Source organism: Arcobacter sp. CECT 8985 (assembly GCF_004116495.1).
Lineage (GTDB): Bacteria > Campylobacterota > Campylobacteria > Campylobacterales > Arcobacteraceae > Malaciobacter.
The window spans coordinates 1-20,552 of sequence record NZ_PDKC01000023.1 but is presented as its reverse complement, the minus strand read 5'-3'; the positions used below and the strand labels follow the sequence as shown (position 1 = coordinate 20,552).

Annotated in this window: 21 protein-coding genes; 20 read left to right on the top strand and 1 reads right to left on the bottom strand. The window is 26.3% G+C overall.

What is annotated here, in order from left to right:
• Positions 1-48 precede the first annotated feature (48 nt).
• From urtA to CRU93_RS10015, 20 genes are all read left to right on the top strand, one after another.
• Positions 49-1,329, top strand: coding sequence for an urea ABC transporter substrate-binding protein (gene urtA / locus CRU93_RS10110; protein ID WP_129104086.1), 1,281 nt, complete (start codon positions 49-51; stop codon positions 1,327-1,329).
• A gap of 37 nt (positions 1,330-1,366) precedes the next feature.
• Complete coding sequence (urtB, locus tag CRU93_RS10105; RefSeq protein ID WP_129104085.1) at positions 1,367-2,965, top strand: urea ABC transporter permease subunit UrtB; 1,599 nt, start codon at positions 1,367-1,369, stop codon at positions 2,963-2,965.
• Positions 2,966-2,968: 3 nt separating this feature from the next.
• Positions 2,969-4,075: an urea ABC transporter permease subunit UrtC gene (gene urtC / locus CRU93_RS10100; protein ID WP_129104084.1), complete on the top strand. Its 1,107-nt coding sequence runs from the start codon at positions 2,969-2,971 to the stop codon at positions 4,073-4,075.
• A gap of 1 nt (position 4,076) precedes the next feature.
• A complete protein-coding gene (gene urtD, locus CRU93_RS10095) occupies positions 4,077-4,865 on the top strand; it encodes an urea ABC transporter ATP-binding protein UrtD (RefSeq protein WP_129104083.1) in 789 nt (262 codons plus the stop codon).
• A gap of 5 nt (positions 4,866-4,870) precedes the next feature.
• Entirely contained in the window at positions 4,871-5,566 is a 696-nt protein-coding gene (gene urtE / locus CRU93_RS10090) for an urea ABC transporter ATP-binding subunit UrtE (RefSeq protein WP_129104082.1), read from the top strand.
• Positions 5,567-5,573: 7 nt separating this feature from the next.
• Positions 5,574-6,323, top strand: a complete 750-nt coding sequence (locus tag CRU93_RS10085) for an urease accessory protein UreD (protein ID WP_129104081.1) — start codon at positions 5,574-5,576, stop codon at positions 6,321-6,323.
• A 20-nt stretch (positions 6,324-6,343) separates the two neighbouring features.
• Positions 6,344-7,021: an urease subunit beta gene (locus tag CRU93_RS10080; RefSeq protein WP_129104080.1), complete on the top strand. Its 678-nt coding sequence runs from the start codon at positions 6,344-6,346 to the stop codon at positions 7,019-7,021.
• Position 7,022: 1 nt separating this feature from the next.
• Positions 7,023-8,723, top strand: coding sequence for an urease subunit alpha (ureC, locus tag CRU93_RS10075; protein ID WP_129104079.1), 1,701 nt, complete (start codon positions 7,023-7,025; stop codon positions 8,721-8,723).
• Between the two features lie 8 nt (positions 8,724-8,731).
• On the top strand, positions 8,732-9,169 hold the full coding sequence (locus tag CRU93_RS10070) for an urease accessory protein UreE (RefSeq protein ID WP_129104078.1): 438 nt from the start codon (positions 8,732-8,734) through the stop codon (positions 9,167-9,169).
• Complete coding sequence (locus CRU93_RS10065) at positions 9,144-9,848, top strand: urease accessory protein UreF (protein ID WP_129104077.1); 705 nt, start codon at positions 9,144-9,146, stop codon at positions 9,846-9,848. The genes CRU93_RS10070 and CRU93_RS10065 overlap by 26 nt, the downstream gene beginning before the upstream one ends.
• Before the next feature lie 21 nt (positions 9,849-9,869).
• Positions 9,870-10,457 carry an urease accessory protein UreG gene (gene ureG / locus CRU93_RS10060; RefSeq protein WP_129104076.1) on the top strand — a complete coding sequence of 196 codons (588 nt, stop codon included), beginning with the start codon at positions 9,870-9,872 and terminating at the stop codon, positions 10,455-10,457.
• Positions 10,458-10,917: 460 nt separating this feature from the next.
• Positions 10,918-11,673 (top strand): SDR family oxidoreductase, encoded by a 756-nt coding sequence (locus CRU93_RS10055; protein WP_129104075.1) that lies wholly within the window; start codon positions 10,918-10,920, stop codon positions 11,671-11,673.
• Complete coding sequence (locus CRU93_RS10050; RefSeq protein WP_129104074.1) at positions 11,670-12,107, top strand: nuclear transport factor 2 family protein; 438 nt, start codon at positions 11,670-11,672, stop codon at positions 12,105-12,107. The genes CRU93_RS10055 and CRU93_RS10050 overlap by 4 nt, the downstream gene beginning before the upstream one ends.
• Entirely contained in the window at positions 12,100-13,356 is a 1,257-nt protein-coding gene (locus tag CRU93_RS10045; protein WP_129104073.1) for an MFS transporter, read from the top strand. The genes CRU93_RS10050 and CRU93_RS10045 overlap by 8 nt, the downstream gene beginning before the upstream one ends.
• Positions 13,357-13,419: 63 nt before the next feature.
• Complete coding sequence (locus CRU93_RS10040) at positions 13,420-13,938, top strand: lipocalin family protein (protein WP_129104072.1); 519 nt, start codon at positions 13,420-13,422, stop codon at positions 13,936-13,938.
• On the top strand, positions 13,935-15,170 hold the full coding sequence (locus CRU93_RS10035) for an NAD(P)/FAD-dependent oxidoreductase (RefSeq protein WP_129104071.1): 1,236 nt from the start codon (positions 13,935-13,937) through the stop codon (positions 15,168-15,170). The genes CRU93_RS10040 and CRU93_RS10035 overlap by 4 nt, the downstream gene beginning before the upstream one ends.
• The gene (locus tag CRU93_RS10030; RefSeq protein ID WP_129104070.1) at positions 15,167-15,913 is read left to right on the top strand and encodes a DUF1365 domain-containing protein; all 747 of its coding nucleotides are present in this window, start codon (positions 15,167-15,169) and stop codon (positions 15,911-15,913) included. The genes CRU93_RS10035 and CRU93_RS10030 overlap by 4 nt, the downstream gene beginning before the upstream one ends.
• Complete coding sequence (locus CRU93_RS10025; RefSeq protein WP_129104069.1) at positions 15,913-17,136, top strand: cyclopropane-fatty-acyl-phospholipid synthase family protein; 1,224 nt, start codon at positions 15,913-15,915, stop codon at positions 17,134-17,136. The genes CRU93_RS10030 and CRU93_RS10025 overlap by 1 nt, the downstream gene beginning before the upstream one ends.
• Positions 17,133-17,675: a DUF3833 domain-containing protein gene (locus CRU93_RS10020; RefSeq protein ID WP_129104068.1), complete on the top strand. Its 543-nt coding sequence runs from the start codon at positions 17,133-17,135 to the stop codon at positions 17,673-17,675. The genes CRU93_RS10025 and CRU93_RS10020 overlap by 4 nt, the downstream gene beginning before the upstream one ends.
• 79 nt (positions 17,676-17,754) lie before the next feature.
• Entirely contained in the window at positions 17,755-19,794 is a 2,040-nt protein-coding gene (locus CRU93_RS10015) for an ATP-dependent helicase (RefSeq protein ID WP_129104067.1), read from the top strand.
• A gap of 7 nt (positions 19,795-19,801) precedes the next feature.
• Here CRU93_RS10015 and CRU93_RS10010 read toward each other — a convergent pair.
• The coding region (locus tag CRU93_RS10010; protein WP_164967666.1) for a GGDEF domain-containing protein at positions 19,802-20,552 on the bottom strand (751 nt) is incomplete at its 5' end.

Genomic DNA, 20,552 nt, shown 5'->3' with positions numbered 1-20,552 from the left:
TTATACTTTCAATATAAGTTTAAAAGACTTAATTTGAAAGGAGATTCAATGAAAATGAGATTTGCTAAAGCAGCAGTTGCTTCTGCATTACTTGCAGGAATGTTAGCTCATGCTGCGGATACAATTAAAGTGGGAGTGTTACATTCACTATCAGGGACTATGGCTATTTCTGAAACTACATTAAAAGATACAGTATTAATGTTAATTAAAGAACAGAATAAAAAAGGTGGATTATTAGGTAAAAAAATAGAACCAGTTGTAGTAGATCCTGCTTCAAATTGGCCACTATTTGCTGAAAAAATGAGAAGCTTAATTACTAAAGATAAAGTGGCTGCAACTTTTGGATGTTGGACATCAGTTTCAAGAAAATCTGTTCTTCCTGTTGTTGAAGAATTAGATGGAATTTTATTTTACCCAGTACAATATGAGGGTGAAGAATCATCTAAAAATATATTTTACACAGGTGCTGCACCAAATCAACAAGCAATTCCAGCAGTTGATTACTTAATGAATGAAGTGAAAGTTAAAAGATGGGTATTAGCAGGAACAGATTATGTTTATCCAAGAACAACAAATAAGATTTTAAAAGCATACTTAAAATCTAAAGGTGTAAAAGATAAAGATATTATGGTTAACTATACTCCATTTGGATATTCAGATTGGCAAAGTATTGTAAGTGATATTAAGAAATTTGGTAGTACAGGTTTAAAAACTGCTGTAGTTTCTACAATTAATGGTGATGCAAATGTACCATTTTATAAAGAGTTAGCAAATCAAGGAATTAAAGCTGAAAATATTCCAGTTGTTGCATTCTCTGTTGGTGAAGAAGAACTTTCAGGTATTGATACTAAACCTTTAGTTGGACATTTAGCTGCATGGAACTATTTTCAAAGTATTGAAACAAAACAAAATGATGAGTTTATTAAATCTTGGCATAAATTTAAAAAAGATAATAAAAAAGTTACAAATGACCCAATGGAAGCAACTTATATAGGATTTAATTTATGGGTAAAAGCTGTTAAAAAAGCTGGAACAACAGATCCTGATAAAGTAAGAAAAGCAATTATTGGATTATCAGTTCCTAACTTAACAGGTGGAACAGCAACAATGCTTAAAAATCACCATATTACAAAACCAGTATTTATTGGAGAAATTCAAGATAACGGTCAATTTGAAACAGTATGGGAAACTGAAAAAGAAGTACCAGGTGATGCATGGTCAAACTATTTACCAGATAGTAAAAATCTAATTTCGGATTGGACAGATCCAATTAACTGTGGAAACTATAATACAGTTACAAAAAAATGTATGGGAAACAGTAAAAAATAATATGAGAGTTTTTCTCTCATATTAAAAAAGGAATGGTATGAAATTTTTAAAAATAATATTGCTTAATTTATTAATCATAACTTTTTGTTTTGGTTCTAGTTTTGAAGAAGACTCTTCAAAGTTAATTACAAGAAGTTTTAATAAAAAACAAGTAGTTTTAGATGAGTTATTAAATAAATATAAAGATGATGCAAGATTTGAAACACTTTTAAAATATATGTTAAAAGGTGATTTATACTACAAAAAAAAGAGTAAAAAACTTGTAGTTTTATTAAAAAAAGTTGAATACTCTTATTATACACAAGAGTTATTAACAGGTAAAAAACTAGAAAAAGCAGATAAATACTCATTTAAAAAAATAAAAATCAATAATAAATTAAGAAGTGTTATAAAAAGCGCACTTGCTCAAATAAATCTATTTTCTAAAAATTCAGATAAAAGATTGAGTGCAGCAAAAAATATATTATCGAATTTAGAAAAAGAGGATAAAACTTTAGTTCTTAAAGCTTTAAAAACTGAAAAAAATATACAGATTAAAGAGCTTTTATTAGAATGTATTGAAAATTTAAATGCATTATATAGTGATAATTTAGATAAGAAAATTGAAGCAGTTAAAAAGTTAGGTTCATATATGTCACCTAGAACTTATGAAACTTTATTATATATTCAAAAAAATTCACAACAGCAAGAATTAATAAAAGCAGTTAAAACTTCATTAGGAAATATAAAACATAAAAAAAGTTTTTATGGAGTAATTCAAGAACTATTTTTTGGTCTTAGTTTAGGTTCTGTTTTATTATTAGCAGCAATTGGTTTAGCAATTACATTTGGTGTTATGAAAGTTATTAATATGGCTCATGGTGAATTGATTATGATTGGGGCTTATACAACATATACAATTCAACAACTAATGCCAAATCTTATTGAATATTCAGTAATCATAGCTATTCCAGCAGCATTTATTGTAAGTGGACTTGTAGGAATTTTAATTGAAAGATTAGTAATTAGACATCTGTATGGGAGACCCTTAGAAACTCTACTTGCAACATTTGGTATTAGTTTAATTTTGCAACAACTTGTAAGAAGTATTTATTCTCCTTTAAATCAAGAAGTTAAAACTCCTTCTTGGATGAGTGGAGCATTAGAGATAAATAGTTCATTATCATTAACTTACAATAGATTATATATTGTAATTTTTGCAATAGTTGTATTTTTAGGTGTTTTATTTGTTATGAAAAAAACATCATTGGGTTTAAAAGTAAGAGCAGTTTCACAAAATAGAACAATTGCAAGAGCAATGGGAATTAAATCAAGTTATATTGATGCATTAACTTTTGGTATTGGTTCTGGAATTGCAGGAATTGCAGGTGTTGCATTATCTCAATTGACAAATGTTGGACCAAATCTTGGGCAATCATATATAGTAGATAGTTTTATGGTTGTTGTATTTGGCGGTGTTGGTAACTTATGGGGGACACTAATCGCAGCATTTTCTCTTGGAGAGATAAACAAATTTATAGAACCAGTAGCAGGGGCAGTTTTAGCAAAAGTAATTATATTAGTATTTATTATTTTATTTATACAAAAAAGACCTAGAGGATTATTCCCTCAAAAAGGTCGAGATGCAGAGGATTAATAAATGAAAAGAGAACCAATTTTATTAAATATTTTAAAAAATGACAAGGGTGGTAAAATTGTTTTATCAACTCTTGCTGTTATAGTTTTTGTTGTAGCATTTTGTAATCTTTTCATACCACAAGATTCAATATTTTATGTATCAACTTTTACAGTGACTATTTTAGGTAAATATCTTGCATTTGCACTTTTAGCACTTGCACTTGATTTAGTTTGGGGATATTTAGGAGTTTTAAGTTTAGGACATGGAGCTTTTTTTGCTTTAGGTGGATATGCATGGGCAATGTATTTAATGCGACAAATTGGAGATCGAGGAGTATATGGAAACCCTGATTTACCAGATTTTATGGTATTTATGAATCTAAAAGAGTTACCATGGTTTTGGCATGGATTTGATAATCCTATATTTGCATTTTTAATGGTGATGGCAGTACCAGCACTTTTAGCTTTTGTTTTTGGTTATTTAGCTTTTAAATCTAGAGTTACAGGAGTTTATTTATCTATTATTACACAAGCTTTGACATATGCATTAATGTTAGCTTTTTATAGAAATAATATGGGATTTGGAGGAAACAATGGCCTTACAGATTTTAAAGATATTTTAGGTTTTGATTTATCTTTAGATAGTACAAGAGTAGCATTGCTTATAATTACTTTTATTGCATTAGTTATTGGATATTTAATTTGTAGATTTATTATGAATTCTAAATTAGGAAGAGTAATTATTTCTATTAGAGATGCAGAGAGTAGAGTTAGATTTTTGGGATATAAAGTTGAACAATATAAACTATTTATTTTTATAGTTTCAGCAGTTTTAGCTGCAATTGCAGGTGCATTATATGTACCACAAGTTGGAATAATTAATCCAAATGTATTTTCTCCACTATTTTCAATTGAATTAGTTATTTGGGTTGCAATTGGGGGAAGAGGTACTTTATATGGCGCAATAATTGGAGCAATTGTTGTAAGTTTTGCAAGTACATATTTTACATCTGCACTTCCTGAAGTTTGGTTATATGCACTTGGTGGATTATTTGTTATTGTTACTTTATATCTTCCAAAAGGTATAGTTGGAATCTTTCAAAGAATAAAAGTAAAAAAGGTATCTTAATATGAAACTATTAAAACATGAAATAAAACAAAATTTTGGGAATATAAAAAAAGGAGATAGAATCCTTTTAGTAGATGGAGTTAGTGTTAGTTTTGATGGTTTTAAGGCTTTAAATAACTTAAGTTTTTCTATTAATTATGCAGAATTAAGATGTATTATTGGAGCAAATGGAGCTGGTAAATCTACGATGATGGATGTAGTTACAGGAAAAACAAAACCAGATGTTGGACAAGTAGTATTTGGAGAAGCAGTTGATTTATTATCAATGGATGAACCATCAATTGCAGATATTGGAATAGGAAGAAAATTTCAAAAGCCAACAGTATTTCAAAACAATACAGTATTTGAAAATTTAGAACTTGCAATGAAAGATGATAAAAGGTTTTTTAAAACACTTTTTTCAAAATTAAAAGGTGAACAAAAAGATAAAATTGAACATACTATGAATTTAATTGGTTTAAAACAGCTATATAATAAACAAGCTGGAATTTTATCCCATGGTCAAAAACAGTGGCTTGAAATAGGAATGTTAATAATGCAAGAACCAAAGCTATTACTTGTTGATGAGCCAGTTGCAGGTATGACACCCCAAGAAGTTGAAAATACTGCACAAATTTTAACTGATTTATCAAAAGATAATGCGGTTGTAGTTGTTGAACATGATATGGAATTTATTAGAAGTATTGCTACTAAAGTTACAGTTTTGCATGAAGGTTCAGTTTTAGCAGAAGGTAGTATGGATGCAATACAAAATAATGAGAAAGTAAGAAAAGTATATCTAGGAGAATAAAAAATATGTTAAAAATTGAAAAAATAAATCAATATTATGGACAAAGCCACACTCTTTGGGATTTAGATTTACACATAAAAAAGGGTAGATGTACTTGTATCATGGGAAGAAATGGAGTTGGTAAAACAACTTTGAGTAAAGTTATTATGGGCTTACTTCCTATTAAAGATGGTTCTATAATTTATAATGAAAAAGATATTTCAAAACTTGCTGATCATAAAAGAGCAGGTATAGCAATTGGTTATGTACCACAAGGAAGAGAAATATTTTCTCAATTAACAGTTAGAGAAAACCTAGAAGTTGGAGTTTTGTCTAATAGAAATAAGATAAAAGATGTACCTGAAAAGATATATGATTTATTCCCTGTTTTAAAAGATATGCAAAAAAGAAAAGGTGGAGATTTAAGTGGAGGTCAACAACAACAATTGGCAATTGCAAGAGCTTTATGTATTGATCCTAAATTTTTGATATTAGACGAACCAAGTGAAGGGATTCAACCAAATATTGTTGCTCAAATTGGTGAAGTTATTGATTATTTAACAAAAGAAGAAAATATAACAGTTATGTTAGTTGAACAAAAACTACCTTTTGCAAGAAGACATGGAGATGATTTTTATGTAATAGATAGAGGAAGTGTTGTTGCAAATGGAGAGATAAAAGATTTAAGTGATGATATAATTAAAAAACATTTATCAGTATAGGAATAAAATGAGTATAAAATTTGATTTTAAAGACAATAAACTTGATTTAAAAAAGTTAAGTTTACCTTCTAGACACTACTATTTTAATGATGATGAAAATTATATAAAACTTCTAAATATAGGGGAGGGAATATTCCCAAAAGATAGAGTAAAAACTTCTTTTAATTTGTATAATTCCTCTTTAGTTTTAACTACAGAGTCTGCAACAAAAATTTATCCATCAAAAAAAGAGTATGGAATAAGTGCTTTTAATATAAATATAAAAAAATCAAATTTAGAATTTATAAATGACGAGTTAATTTTATATAAAAACTCAAAATATATTCAAACATTTAAATTAAATTTTGATGAAGAATCAACATTTTTTTATACTGATATTTTAAGTCAAGGAAGAAGTTTTGAAGATTTTGATTTTATTTCTATGCTTATGAAAAATAGATTTACTTTTAATAATAACACAGAGTATTTAGAAAAATTTGACATTACAGGTAAATATTTAAAAGAGTATATTTTTCAAAAAAGTTCAAAAAACAGACTTTTTGCAAAAATATATATAAAAACTAACCATAATGAACATTTTTTAAACACACTACATCTAGAAGAATTTGAAAGTTTTGCCTATAGTAAACATAAGAAAATAATTATTGGTTCAATTAGTAGTAGTTCAATGTCAAAATTAAAACAAAATATTGAATATATTTGGAAACTTTATAGAAAACAATTAAATAAAAAATTTTTTGTTTTAGGAAAACAATAATTTAAAGGGAGGTTATTAGAATGTTCTTAACTAATAAAGAGCAAGAGAAACTGCTTATTTATACAGCATCAAAATTAGCGTTAGAGCGTAAGCAAAGAGGTTTAAAACTTAATTATCCAGAAGCTGTATCAATAATTAGTTCTTTCATTTTAGAAGGTGCAAGAGATGGTAAAAGTGTTGCAGAACTTATGGTTGAAGCTACAAAAGTTTTAAATGAAGATGATGTTTTGCCAGGTATTGCTTCTATGATGCAAATGGTACAAGTTGAAGCAACATTTAATGATGGAACAAAACTAGTAACAGTGCATAACCCTATATCTTTTGATAAAAATGATTTAATTCCAGGTGAGTATTTTATAGATGAGGGTGAAATAAATTTAAATGAGAATTATGATGTATTGACAATAGAAGTTGAGAATAAAGGTGATAGACCTATTCAAATTGGTTCACATTATCATTTTTTTGAAGTAAATAAAGAATTATTTTTTGATAGAAAAGAAGCTTATGGAAAAAGATTAGATGTTCCTGCTGGAACATCAGTTAGATTTGAACCAGGCTCTAAGAAAAATATTAATCTAATAGATTTTACTGGGAAAAGGTATGTAAGTGGATTTAATGGCTTAGTTGAAGGATTTTTAGATGATGATGAGATTAAAATTAAAGCTATGCAGAATTTAAAACATTTTTTAGGAGAGTAAGATGAAGATATCAAAAGAAAAATACGCTTCAATGTATGGACCAACGACAAATGATAGATTTAGACTTGCTGATACTTCATTGATTGCAAAAATTGAAAAAGATTTTACAACATATGGTGAAGAGAGTAAATTTGGTGGTGGAAAAACAATAAGAGATGGAATGGCTCAAAGTCCAACTGCTACTAATGTTGCAGATTTGATTATTACAAATGCAGTAATAATTGATTATACAGGTATTTACAAAGCTGATATTGCAATAAAAGATGGAATTATTAGTGCAATTGGCAAATCAGGAAATCCAAATCTTTGTGATGGAATTACTGAAGGTCTAGAAATTGGTGCAAACACTGAAATACTTTCAGCAGAAGGTAAAATAATAACAGCAGGTGGAATTGATTCTCATATACACTTTATAAGTCCAGGTCAAATAGATGAAGCACTTGCAAGTGGAGTTACAACAATGATTGGTGGAGGAACTGGGCCAAATACTGGAACTAATGCAACAACTTGTACTCCAGGAGAGTGGAATATCTCAAAAATGATACAAAGTGTTGATGATTTACCTTTAAATTTTGGTTTTATGGGAAAAGGAAATAGCTCAAGTTATGAAGCATTAAAAATGCAAGTTGAATCTGGAGCAATGGGTTTAAAGCTACATGAAGATTGGGGTAGTACACCAAATGCAATTGACAATTGTTTAAAAGTTGCAGATGATTTTGATGTACAAGTTGCAATTCATACAGATACTTTAAATGAGTCTGGATTTGTTGATAATACAGTTAATAGTTTTAAAAATAGAACAATTCATACATTTCATAGTGAAGGTGCTGGTGGTGGACATGCTCCTGATATTATGAAAGTTGCAGGATTATCTAATATTCTTCCTTCTAGTACAAATCCAACTTTGCCATATACAAAAAATACAATTGAGGAGCATCTTGATATGCTTATGGTATGTCACCATCTAAGTCCTAAAATCCCTGAAGATGTTAGTTTTGCAGAGAGTAGAATTAGAGGTAAAACAATTGCAGCAGAAGATGTATTACATGATCTTGGAGCAATATCTATTACAAGTAGTGATTCTCAAGCAATGGGAAGAGTTGGTGAAGTAATAATTAGAACATGGCAAGTTGCAGATTCTATGAAAAGACAAAGAGGTGCTTTAAAAGAAGATGATGAATTATGTGATAATGAAAGAATAAAAAGATTTGTTGCAAAATATACAATAAATCCAGCAATTGCATGTGGAATTGATGAGTATGTTGGAAGTATTGAAGTTGGTAAAATGGCAGATTTAGTTTTATGGAATAGGGCATTTTTTGGAGTAAAACCAGAAATTATAATAAAAGGTGGATTTATTGCTTTAGCCATGTTAGGTGATAGTAATGCTTCAATTCCCACTCCAGAACCAAATATGTATAGACCAATGTTTGGTAGTTTAGGAAAAGCAAGTGCTAAAACAAGTGCAATCTTTACTTCTAAAGTGGCAAGTCATGATTTAAAAGAAAAATTAGAAATAAATAAAAAAGTATTAAGTGTTAAAAACACAAGAGATATTGGTAAAAAAGATATGAAATTAAACAATTTTATTGGAGATATACAAGTTGATCCTGAAACATATGATGTAACTGTTGATGGTGAATTAATTGAATCAAATTATGTAACAAGTGTGCCAATGGCAAAAAAATATTTTATGTTTTAGGAATACTCATGATAAAAAAGATTATAAAAATTGATAAACAATTAGAAAAATTTGATGATGAAGTAGAGTTATCATGGTTTGATATGCAAAAGCCAAACTTAACTGCAATTACTAAAAAAGGTAAAGATTTTATTGTAAAAGTGAAATTTACGCATTTACATGAAAATGATTTTTTAGTTGATGAAGAAGGTTATAAAATAAAAGTTATTAGATGTGAAGATGAGGTTTATGTTCTTAAATTTTCTGATGCTTTAACTTTTGCAAAAACAGCATATGAAATAGGTAATAGACATCAGCCTATAATGCTAGATAAATTTAAAATAACAGTATTAGATGATATTTCAATACAAGATATTATAAAAGCTTCTCATTTAGATATAAATATAGAAGTAGAGAAAACAAAAGGCTATTTTAAACCAAATGGAAAAGCACATCACTCACACTAGTACAGATTTAAAAAGTCTTAGTAGATTTTTACAAATACTTGATGGAAGTTTTCCATCTGGTGTTTTTGTTCACTCTTTTGGATTAGAACCACATATTATAAAAGGTGAAGTTCACGATATAAAGACTTTAAAAATTTATTTAGAAAATTTAATAACACATCAATATTTACAACAAGAGTTTGTATATATTAAAAAAGTATATAAAGCATTTGAAGATAAAAAAATAAATTTGATTAAAAAATTTGATAATGATTATGGCTCTTTTTTAACTTATGAGTTTGCAAAGGCTTCAAAAGATATAGGTAATAATTATTTCAAACAGATAAAAAATCTTGTAAAAAAAGAAGAAGTAAAAAGATATTTTAATTTAATAGAAAATAAAAAATGTGATGCAAATGAGATAATAGTATTAAGTGCATTAGCATATGATATGAATATTAATATGAGAAATTTTATTGTTATGTGGACAAAGAAAAATTTTATTAATATTTCTGCAACTACACTTAAAATATCAAGAATAAAACCAACACAAATACAACAAATGCTTTTTGAATTTGATGATATTTTGGAAAATATTGATTTTGAAAATATAAAAGATAAAATCACAAACTTTAATCCATTATTTGAAGAGGTGATTTTTTCACATAAAAATTTAGAACCAAAGATGTTTAGTACATAAAAAATAAAAAGGAAATATATAATGAGTTTAAAAATTGGAATTGCTGGACCAGTTGGAAGTGGAAAAACCTCACTTATTGAATCAATGACAAATTCATTAAAACATAAATACTCTTTAGCAATTGTTACAAATGATATTTATACAACTGAAGATGCGAACTATTTAAAAAGAACATTAGATCTTGATGAAAATAGAATTATAGGAGTTGAAACAGGAGGATGCCCTCACACTGCAATTAGAGATGATATCTCAATGAATCAAAAAGCAGTTGAAGAGCTTGAGGAAAAATACAATCCTGATATAATATTTGTAGAAAGTGGTGGGGATAATCTTAGTGCAACTTTTTCTTATGAGTTAATTGATTATTATATGTATATTATTGATACTGCACAAGGTGCAGATATTCCAAGAAAAAAAGGTGCAGGATTACTTTTTTCTGATTTATTAGTAATAAATAAAACTGATTTAGCTGTATATGTAGGGGTTGATTTAGATAATATGAAAAATGATGTTGCTAATAATAGAAAAAATAAACCATCAGTCTTTATATCTAATAAAGATGAACAGAGTTTACAAAAAGTTATTAATTGGATAGAAGCTATTTTGTAGTTAACTATTCATTAACTTTTTGTTGAAATTTAGTTAATCGTTAACTGTTATAATTTTATTATGAATAAGCAAGAAGCGGACTTACTTATTTATGCTTAATAAATTACATAGCGAATTTTTTCCTATGAAAATTTTATGTTTCCTTGTGTGTAAAGACCTCCTAACGGGAGGTTTTTTTTTGCCTAAAATTTCTATTAACTAATCATTAATTTTCTATTCAAAAACAGTTAATTATGAACTGTTATAATTTTAACATAAATAAGCAAGAGTACGGACTTACTTATTTTTGGTAGAATTAAATTTCTACAAGATTTTTTTTATGTTTCCTTGTGTGTAAAAAGGCCTTCTTTGAAGGCCTTTTTTTTTGCTTACTTTTTTTGATATTAATTAACAAAAAAATACTACTAAAAAACCTCTTATGATAATAATATATTTTATAGTTTAAACAAAAGGACATATCATGTCTAAAAATATTTGGATAATAGGTGCAAGTAGTGGAATAGGTTTAGAGCTTGTTAAAATCTGGCTAAATAAAGGGCATACTGTAATTGTAAGTGCACGAAGTGCAACAAAATCAAAAGAGTTAATGTCTTTAATGTACACTTATAATGAAAAATTGATATTGCTTAATCTTGATGTCAGTGATGAAGTTTCAATTATGGATTCACTTGAAAAAATAAAATCACAAAATCTAAAAATTGATTTACTTTTTTATAATGCTGCTGTATATAATGCATTTAGTATTGATGAATGGATTATAAAAGATTTCGAACAAATGACTAATATTAATTATTTAGGTGCAATTAGAGTAATAAAAAACCTAAAAGATTTTTTTGAGAAACAAGGATATGGCAAGTGGGTATTTAATTGTAGTTTATCCAGTGATTTTGGGCTTCCTTATGGAGGAGCATATAGTGCTTCAAAAGCAGCACTTGTGAATATATTACAATCTATTCAACCTGAATTAAAAAGAAAATATATTGATTTACAAATAATAAATCACGGTTTTGTTAATACACGGCTTACCAAAAAAAATGATTTTGAAATGCCTCAACTTTTAGAACCAATTGATGCCGCAAATATTATAGCTACACAATTAGAAAAAAACAAAGGTTTTGAAATTAGATTTCCTTTTAAATTAGCTTTTTTTCTAAGACTTTTAAAGATATTGCCATATTCAATATCTCTAAATATAACTAAAAGACTTTTGAAATGAATATAGAAACTTATACAAAAAATTACTGCTGCTTTTTTGAAAATAATAATAAAAATACTCCCTATGATAATTATAGGTTTTTTTTTGATGAAAGCTCAATTTTTCAAGATCCTTTTCAAAAGGTCATTGGAGTTGAAAAGATATATGATGTTTTTCAAGATATGTATAAAACCTTATATAGTGCAAAATTTAATATAAAGAGTTTTTCTACAAATGATAGTCAATCTTTTATAGAGTGGGAATTTGTATATAAAATGAAAAATAATAGTAAACAAAGCAGTTTTACGGGTGTTAGTATTGTTAAATTTAATAATGATGCAAAAATAGTATCTCATATTGATTATTGGGATGCAGCAAGTAATATTTATGAAAAGATACCATTATTAGGATCTATCTTAAAAATTATAAGAAAAAAGATAAGTTTAAATGAATAAAAATCTACCAACATTTAAACTATTGTCTTATTCATTATTTGCAATTCCTTTAGCAATTTTGGGATTGCCTTTGTATATATATTTACCTACATTTTATACAAAAGATATTGGAATTGATATTGCATTAGTTGGTGTTGTTATTTTTGTTGCAAGAATTATTGATGTTTTTACAGATCCCATTATTGGAAGATTAAGTGATAGGTATTTTAAAAGATATATTTTTATAATAATTGGCTCAATACTTATACTTTTTTCTTTTTATTTTCTTACTCATCCAATTAAAAATGTAAATGCATTATATTTACTGTTTTTTTCAATATTAGTATATACTGGTTGGAGTTTTATTACTATTGCTTATTTTAGTTTGAGTGCAGAGATTAGTTATGATAAAAATCATACAAATTTACTTGCATCTTCAAGAGAATTTTTTACAATAATTGCAATTGTTCTTGCTTTATTTTTGCCATACTATTTTAATATCTCAAAAGATGAATATAAATCATTATTATTAATGTGGGATTTAGTTTTATTCTCTCTTCCTATTTTACTTTTACTTTTGATAATAGGAACAAAAAATACAAAAAAAATAAATACAAATATATCAATAAAAGAGTCTTTAGTCTTTTTAAAAGATAACAGTTATAGATTTAAAAGACTTTTTTTTGCATTTTTTATAAATAATGTAGCAAATGCGATTCCTTCTACACTTTTTATTCTTTTTGTTACAAATGTAATAGATAAAAAAGACTCAATAGGTTTACTTCTTTTAGTCTATTTTCTTTCGGGGGTATTAGCTTTACCTTTTTGGTATATTATTTCTAAAAAATTTGGTAAGAAAAATAGTTGGGTTTATTCAATAATTTTAGCTTCAACCGTATTTTTATATGTTCCATTTTTATCTCAAGGAGATTTTACTGCTTTTTTAATTGTTTGTATATTTTCTGGATTTAGTTTAGGAGCTGATATGTTTTTACCTTCTTCTATTCAAGCTGATATTGCACAAGAATTTACAAATGAAAATAGTCAATTTACTGGAGTTTTATTTAGCTTTTGGGCAATGTTAACAAAACTTGCTTTTGCTACAGCTGTAGGTGTTAGCTTCGTAATTTTAGGTTTATTTGGTTTTGATGAAAATCCCCAATCCCAAACCTCTCAAATTGTTTTATCTTCTCTTTATGGTATTCTTCCTATAGCTTTAAAAATTATAGCTGTAATAAATATATTAAAATCAAAACATTTAAAATATTAACTAACTTAAAACAAGTACAAAATAGCTTTGATTTTCAATAAAATGTTTTTATAGGAGAATTAGATGTTATTAAGATTACTTTTAATCACTTTTTTTTCATTAAATGTTTATGCTATGCCACCTTTAAAGTTTGTAAGTATAAAAAAATTTAGTGGTTTATGGTATGAAATAGCTAGAACTCCAAATCATTATCAAGAAAATTGTGTTGCATCAAGTGTAGAATATGTATTAAAAGATAATGAATATAAAATTTTCAATAGATGCTTTGAAAATAAAATAGGTGGAAAGCTTATTTTGTATAAGGGTGTAGGAGAAAGTGCTTCTACAAATAAAAATTCAGTTGCAAAAATTGATATGACATATTTTTGGATTTTTACAAAAAGATATAATATTTCATATATAGATAAAGATTACAAAAGTGCATTAGTTACAGATGAAGATAATGAACACATTTGGATAATGAGTCGAACTCCAAAAATGAAAAAGAAAAAATTAGATTTAATTTTAAACAAATTAAAAAATCATATTGATTTAAATACATTGATATATACAAAACAAGATAAGCAAGGACGATACAAATGAAAATAGCAGTTATTGGTGCAGGAATAAGTGGTTTAGCTAGTGCATATTTACTTAGTAAAAAATATGAAGTTGATTTGTATGAAAAAGAACCAAGACTTGGTGGACATGCAAGAACTACTATTGTTCAAGAAAATAACAAAACCTTTGGAGTAGATACAGGCTTTTTAGTTTTTAATAATGAAACATATCCACTATTGACAAAACTATTTAAACAACTAGATGTAAAAATTGAAAATAGTGATATGAGTTTTGGATTTTGGGATAAAAAATCAAATGTAGCATATAATGGAGAATCTTTAAAAGGTCTTTTCTTTCAGAAAAAAAATCTATTTTCATATAAGCACTACAAAATGATATTTGATATTATAAAATTTAATAAAAAAGCAAATAGTGATTTAGATACAAATAGTGATGATTTAAATAAAAATTTAGGAGAATATTTATTAGATTTTTCTGAAGTATTTAAACAAAGATATATTTTACCAATGGGTGCAGCTATTTGGTCAACTCCTGATACAAAAATGAATGACTTTCCTGCAAAAACATTTCTTCAATTTTTTAAAAACCATGGACTACTTGGAGTAAATACTCATCATCAATGGCTAACAGTTAGTGATGGCTCAATTAATTATGTAAATAAAATATCAAAAAAAATATCTGGAAAAATCATATTAAATAGTGATATTGTAAAAGTAAAAAGAGAAGAGAATAAAGTAATTTTAAAAAATAGTTTTAATGAAGAGTTTGTTTATGATAAGGTTATTTTTGCTTGTCATGCTCCTCAAACTTTAGAACTTCTAGAAGATGCAACAAAAAATGAGATAGATATTCTTTCTTGTTTTAAATATAAAGAAAATAAAGCTGTTTTACACAATGATAAGAAAGCTTTATATAAAGATGAAAAAATTTATGCAGCATGGAATTATACAAATAATGAAAATAGATCAAGTGTTAGTTTATCATATTGGATAAATAGATTGCAAAATTTAAAATCAAAAAAAGATTATTTTGTAACATTAAATGAAGATTATGATTTTAAACAGTATATAGAAAAGATATCTTATGAACATCCACAGTTTGATAGAAAAGCAATAGATGCACAAGAGAAAAGAGATTTAATAAATGGGAAAAATAATACTTATTTTGCAGGTGCTTATTGGCGATATGGTTTTCATGAAGATGGTCTTTACAGTGCAAATACAATAGCAAAAGAGTTTGGATGTGAGTTATGAGTCATCAATTTATAGAAGGTAAAATATTTCACAAAAGATTTGAACCTAAAGTTCATGAATTTACATATGGATTTTACTTATTAGATATTGATTTAAATAATTTTAATACTTTATCAAAACAAAAATATTTTTCTATAAATAAATTAAATTTATTCTCATTTTATGCAAAGGATCATTTTGGGAAAAATATTGATTTTATGCAAAATGTAGATGAATTGCTTCAAAAATTTGAAATAGACAAACAAAATGTAACTTTAAGATTTATAACTCTTCCAAGAGTTTGTAATTTTGTATTTAATCCAATTAGTTTACTTTTAGTAATAAAAGATGAAATCCCTATTTATATGTTAGCAGAAGTGCATAATTATAATGGTGGAAATATTATATATGATTTAAAACTTGAACAAAAAAATAATGATAACTATGAAGCAAAGATTACAAAAGATATGTATGTTTCACCTTTTTTTAATAGAGATGGTACATATTTTTTTACATTAAATTTAAAACCAGAAAAATTTGCTTTAAAAATAGATTATTATGAAAAAGAGCAAAAGAGCCTTACAGCTGTTTTTAGTGGGAAAGCATTGAAATTTACTAGTAAAAACATCTTAAAACTATTTTTTAAATATTGGTTTTTAACATTTTTTGTAGTTACTAGAACTTTTTTGCATGCAATAAAATTATATAAAAAAGGCTTAAGTTGGCATAGTCCTACAAAGCAAGATGAAACAAGGAGATTTTAATGAAAAAGTTTTGGGAAAAGTTCGGTTATGGATTTTTATCTAAAATAGAAAAAGGAACATTGGAAGTTACTTTTTCAAATGGGCAAAAAGAGTTATTTGGAGATAACACTAATCCAAAAGCAACACTTAATATAAAAAGTAATAACTTTTTTAAAAGAGTATTACTTTATGGAGATATAGGTTTTGCTGAAAGTTATATGGATGAAGATTTTGAAACTAATAACTTAACAAATCTGATTTCTATTGCATTATTAAATTCAAGTAAACTTGGTACATTAAGTAGTGATGAAAGAAATAATAAATTAATAAACTTATTTCCACAATTTAATAAAATAAAACACCTTTTAAGAAAAAACTCAAAAACAAATTCAAGAAAAAATATATCCGAACATTATGACTTATCAAACGATTTTTTTAAACTATTTTTAGATGAAACTATGATGTATTCAAGTGCAGTATTTAAAAATAAAGATGAAGATTTATTTGAAGCCCAAAAAAGAAAGATTTCATTATTAGCTGATAAATTAAGAATTAATAAAAATTCCCATGTTTTAGAAATTGGTTCAGGTTGGGGATCTATGGCTATTCATTTAGCAAAAGAAAAAGGATGTAAAGTAACAACGGTTACTTTAAGCAAAGAGCAAATGGCTTTATGTTTAAAAAGATTTAAAGAAGAAAATATTGATGAGGCAATTGATATTTTACTTAAAGATTACAGAGATTTATCTGGAAAGTATGATGCAATAATTGCTGTTGAAATGTTTGAAGCTGTTGGAAAAGAGTATTTTGATGTATTTTTTAAAAAATGCCAAAGTTTATTAAAACCAAGTGGTGTTTTAGCAATGCAAGTTATAACAATGCCTGATTGTAGATATAAGCAGTATTTAAAAAGTACTGATTTTATACAAAAATATATTTTTCCAGGAGGACATCTTCCAAGTGTTGGAAAAATTTTAGATGTAACTTCAAAACATACTAGATTAAATTTATTACATATGGAAGAGTTTACAGAAGATTATGCAAAAACACTTAATATATGGCATGAAAATTTTATAAATAAAATTGATAAAGTAAAAGAGTTAGGGTTTGACAATTATTTTATAAGAATGTGGAAAATGTATTTAAACTATTGTGAAGCAGCATTTATTACAAGAAATATAAATCTTGTTCAATTGGTTTTTTCAAGAGATCAAAATATATATTTAAATAAAGGATTAATATGAGTTTTAAAATATTGTTCATAATCGGATTGAGTTTATTATTAGGAGGATGTAGTTCAATGAAACTTAGTGATTTTGATAATACAACACCAAAGTTTGTACCAGAAAATTATTTTAATGGAAAGCTAACTGCTTATGGGTTAGTTAAAGATATGAGTGGAAAAATTATAAGAACTTTCAAAGGTGATTTGGTTGGTAGTTGGGATGAGAATGGAGTAGGGACATTAGATGAAAAATTTGTTTATAATGATGGAGAAAAACAAACAAGAGTTTGGACACTAAAACCAACATCTGATGGTAAATATATTGGAACAGCTGGAGATATTATTGGTGATGCTGTTATGAGTGTAAATGGAAATACAGTTATGATGGATTATACAATGAAAGTTCCTTATAATGGAAGTACAATTAATTTAAATGTAAAAGATTGGCTTCATCTTCAAGAAGATGGAGTTATTATAAATCATTCAAAAATGAAGAAATTTGGAATTACAGTTGGTGAATTAGTTATTACAATAATTAAGGATTTCCCAAAGAAATAAATAGTTGAAATAAATGCAAAGTATTTTTATGATAATATTCGGAAATGATTAAACTTACTTATAAAAATGAATTCAACTAATGCCTTTATCAAATCTAAACAAAGAACAATTAGAAGCTGCAACTTGTCAGCCTGGTTATAATCTAATTATTGCTAGTGCTGGCACTGGAAAAACGTCTACTATTGTAGGAAGAATAGCTAATTTAATTAATAATGGGATTCAACCAGATCAAATATTATTACTTACTTTTACAAATAAAGCAGCAGCAGAAATGGTACAAAGGGTTGCTAAATATTTTGGTAAAGATGTTGCACAAAGTATTATGGCTGGTACTTTTCACTCTGTTTCTTATAAATTATTAAAAAAATTAGATATAAATATAACACTTAAACAACCCAATGAGTTAAAAACTCTATTTAAATCATTATATGAAAAAAGAGTTTTTTATAATAGGGATGATGAAGCAAATCCTTATGATGGTGGATATTTGTATGATATGTATTCACTCTTTTTAAATTCTAATGATGGTGAGAGTTTTGCAGAATGGATAATATCAAAAAATGCTGCACATGAAATTTATACTCCCATTTATGAAGATGTAGTTTTAGAATTTGATGATTTAAAAAGAAAGTATGGTTATGTAAATTTTGATGATTTACTTATTTTAATGTTGAATACTTTAAAAGAAAAAGAATTTGATTTTAAAGAAATTTTAGTTGATGAATACCAAGATACAAATCCACTGCAAGGAAGACTTCTTGATGGATTTAAACCAAAATCACTATTTTGTGTAGGTGATTATGATCAAAGTATATATGCTTTTAATGGTTCAGATATTGGTATAATTTCTACTTTTTCTAGAAGATATAAATCTGCAAATGTTTATACATTAAGAAAAAATTATCGTTCATCTAAACCAATTTTAGATTTGGCAACAAAAGTTATAGAACATAATGAAAGAATATATGAAAAAAATCTAGAGGTTATGAGAACTGATGTTGATATAAAACCAAAATTATTAGCTTTTAATGAGCTTTTTGGTCAGTATGAATATATTTCAAGGCTTATTTCTCAAAGTAGCACACCACACAATGAAATAGCAATAATTTTTAGAAATAATTCAAGTGCGGATGGAATTGAAGTTAATTTAAGAGAATTTAGTATTCCAGCAAAAAGAAAAGGAGGAATGTCTTTTTTTGATGCTGTTGAAATAAAATTTGTTTTAGATATTTTAATGATGCAATTATCACATAATGATATGATGGCATTTATTCATATTATAGAGTATGGCAAAGGTATTGGAAAAGCTATTGCAAAAGATATTTTTGATGCTTTAATAAAACTTGGACATGGAAAACTTTTTGATGGATTATTTAATCCTGATGAAAAAATTAAAAACCCCTATGAATCTAGTAAAGTAAAAAATATTCAGTTAGGATTATTTGATGATTTTATTGAATTAGGAAGCTTATCTAAGTTTAAAGATTGTGGTTTTGAAGAGAATTTTTTATCAAATCCAATTTTAAAACACCCTAAATTGAGTGTTGAGGGCGCAACATATTTATATGACTTTTACAAGTTAATAAAAGAACAAAGAAGAATTAAAATTCCATCAACAAAAATAGAAAATATTATTAAAAGTCCACTTTTTGAAAGAATAAAAGAAAAAGTATCTACAAAAAGAGCAACTCAAAAAGATGGATCTATAAATGAAGAATTAAAAAGTAATTCTATTTCAAAAATAAATAGAAAAACAGTACTTTTAAAAAGGTTATCAACACATTACTCTGATTTGTCAAAATTTATTAATTCAATGGTTTTAGGTGGAAGTGAAATGAGTGAAGGTGATGGTGTAAATCTTTTATCTGTTCATGCAAGTAAAGGTTTAGAATTTAAAGAGGTATATGTAATTGATTTAATGGATGGAAGGTTTCCTAATAGAAAACTAATGAGTAAAGGTGGAAGTCTAGAAGAAGAAAGACGTCTATTTTATGTGGCAGCAACCAGAGCAAAAGATATTTTATATTTAAGCTTTGCTAAGTATGATAGAATAAAGAAAATTGATTTTATACATTCACCATTTTTAAAAGAAGCGGGATTAATTAGAAAAGAAGAGTAACAGTTAATTAAATTAAATTTAATCTACTTCTTACTATATTTTTGCCACAACTTTTTGCATGATAAAGATGTATATCTGCTTTTTTAAGCATTTCATCAATACTATGTGCATTTTTTCTATCTGATACTCCAAAACTTGCTGTAATTTTTATTGTATTATTTTTTGTTGCAATTTCTAATTTTTCAATATTATTTCTTATTTCATTTGTTTTAATTATTGCTTCTTTCAAATTTGTATTTTTAAAGATAATTGCAAACTCTTCTCCTCCAAGTCTACCAAAAATTGTCTCTTTTCCAATTGCATCTTTAATACTTTTACTAAAAGATACTAAAACTCTATCTCCTAAGTCATGGCCATATGAATCATTTAATTTTTTAAAATTATCAATGTCAATCATTACTACACTTAATTCTTCTTCTTTTTCAATTGCAGTTTTATATGCATTTTGTGCATGCATAAAGAAATGTCTTCTATTCATTGTTTTTGTTAAGAAGTCAGTATGAGCTAAATCATAAAGTTTTAGATTTACTTTTTCTAGCTCTTTTAATGTTGATCTTATTTGTAAAGTTCTTGCTTCAACTTTCTCTTCTAATTGATTATTTTGATCTTTTACTATGTTGTGATATAAATAAGTAATATAAAAAAGCACAATTAAAAATATTATTACTATTAAGATAAATATAAATATAGTATTTTTACCTTCTTTTGTTAAAGTTGCTTTATTACTTAATTCAATACTAAAAAGATAATTATTATCT

Excerpts from the sequence above, each read along its gene's own strand:
- urtB (WP_129104085.1), top strand. The coding sequence starts at position 1,367 with ATGAAATTTTTAAAAATAATATTGCTTAATTTATTAATCATAACTTTT.
- urtD (WP_129104083.1), top strand. The coding sequence starts at position 4,077 with ATGAAACTATTAAAACATGAAATAAAACAAAATTTTGGGAATATAAAA.
- ureC (WP_129104079.1), top strand. The coding sequence starts at position 7,023 with ATGAAGATATCAAAAGAAAAATACGCTTCAATGTATGGACCAACGACA.
- urtC (WP_129104084.1), top strand. The coding sequence starts at position 2,969 with ATGAAAAGAGAACCAATTTTATTAAATATTTTAAAAAATGACAAGGGT.
- CRU93_RS10025 (WP_129104069.1), top strand. The coding sequence starts at position 15,913 with ATGAAAAAGTTTTGGGAAAAGTTCGGTTATGGATTTTTATCTAAAATA.
- CRU93_RS10045 (WP_129104073.1), top strand. The coding sequence starts at position 12,100 with ATGAATAAAAATCTACCAACATTTAAACTATTGTCTTATTCATTATTT.
- urtA (WP_129104086.1), top strand. The coding sequence starts at position 49 with ATGAAAATGAGATTTGCTAAAGCAGCAGTTGCTTCTGCATTACTTGCA.
- CRU93_RS10015 (WP_129104067.1), top strand. The coding sequence starts at position 17,755 with ATGCCTTTATCAAATCTAAACAAAGAACAATTAGAAGCTGCAACTTGT.
- CRU93_RS10070 (WP_129104078.1), top strand. The coding sequence starts at position 8,732 with ATGATAAAAAAGATTATAAAAATTGATAAACAATTAGAAAAATTTGAT.
- CRU93_RS10065 (WP_129104077.1), top strand. The coding sequence starts at position 9,144 with ATGGAAAAGCACATCACTCACACTAGTACAGATTTAAAAAGTCTTAGT.
- CRU93_RS10020 (WP_129104068.1), top strand. The coding sequence starts at position 17,133 with ATGAGTTTTAAAATATTGTTCATAATCGGATTGAGTTTATTATTAGGA.
- CRU93_RS10035 (WP_129104071.1), top strand. The coding sequence starts at position 13,935 with ATGAAAATAGCAGTTATTGGTGCAGGAATAAGTGGTTTAGCTAGTGCA.
- CRU93_RS10080 (WP_129104080.1), top strand. The coding sequence starts at position 6,344 with ATGTTCTTAACTAATAAAGAGCAAGAGAAACTGCTTATTTATACAGCA.
- urtE (WP_129104082.1), top strand. The coding sequence starts at position 4,871 with ATGTTAAAAATTGAAAAAATAAATCAATATTATGGACAAAGCCACACT.
- CRU93_RS10055 (WP_129104075.1), top strand. The coding sequence starts at position 10,918 with ATGTCTAAAAATATTTGGATAATAGGTGCAAGTAGTGGAATAGGTTTA.
- CRU93_RS10030 (WP_129104070.1), top strand. The coding sequence starts at position 15,167 with ATGAGTCATCAATTTATAGAAGGTAAAATATTTCACAAAAGATTTGAA.
- CRU93_RS10040 (WP_129104072.1), top strand. The coding sequence starts at position 13,420 with ATGTTATTAAGATTACTTTTAATCACTTTTTTTTCATTAAATGTTTAT.
- CRU93_RS10085 (WP_129104081.1), top strand. The coding sequence starts at position 5,574 with ATGAGTATAAAATTTGATTTTAAAGACAATAAACTTGATTTAAAAAAG.
- CRU93_RS10050 (WP_129104074.1), top strand. The coding sequence starts at position 11,670 with ATGAATATAGAAACTTATACAAAAAATTACTGCTGCTTTTTTGAAAAT.
- ureG (WP_129104076.1), top strand. The coding sequence starts at position 9,870 with ATGAGTTTAAAAATTGGAATTGCTGGACCAGTTGGAAGTGGAAAAACC.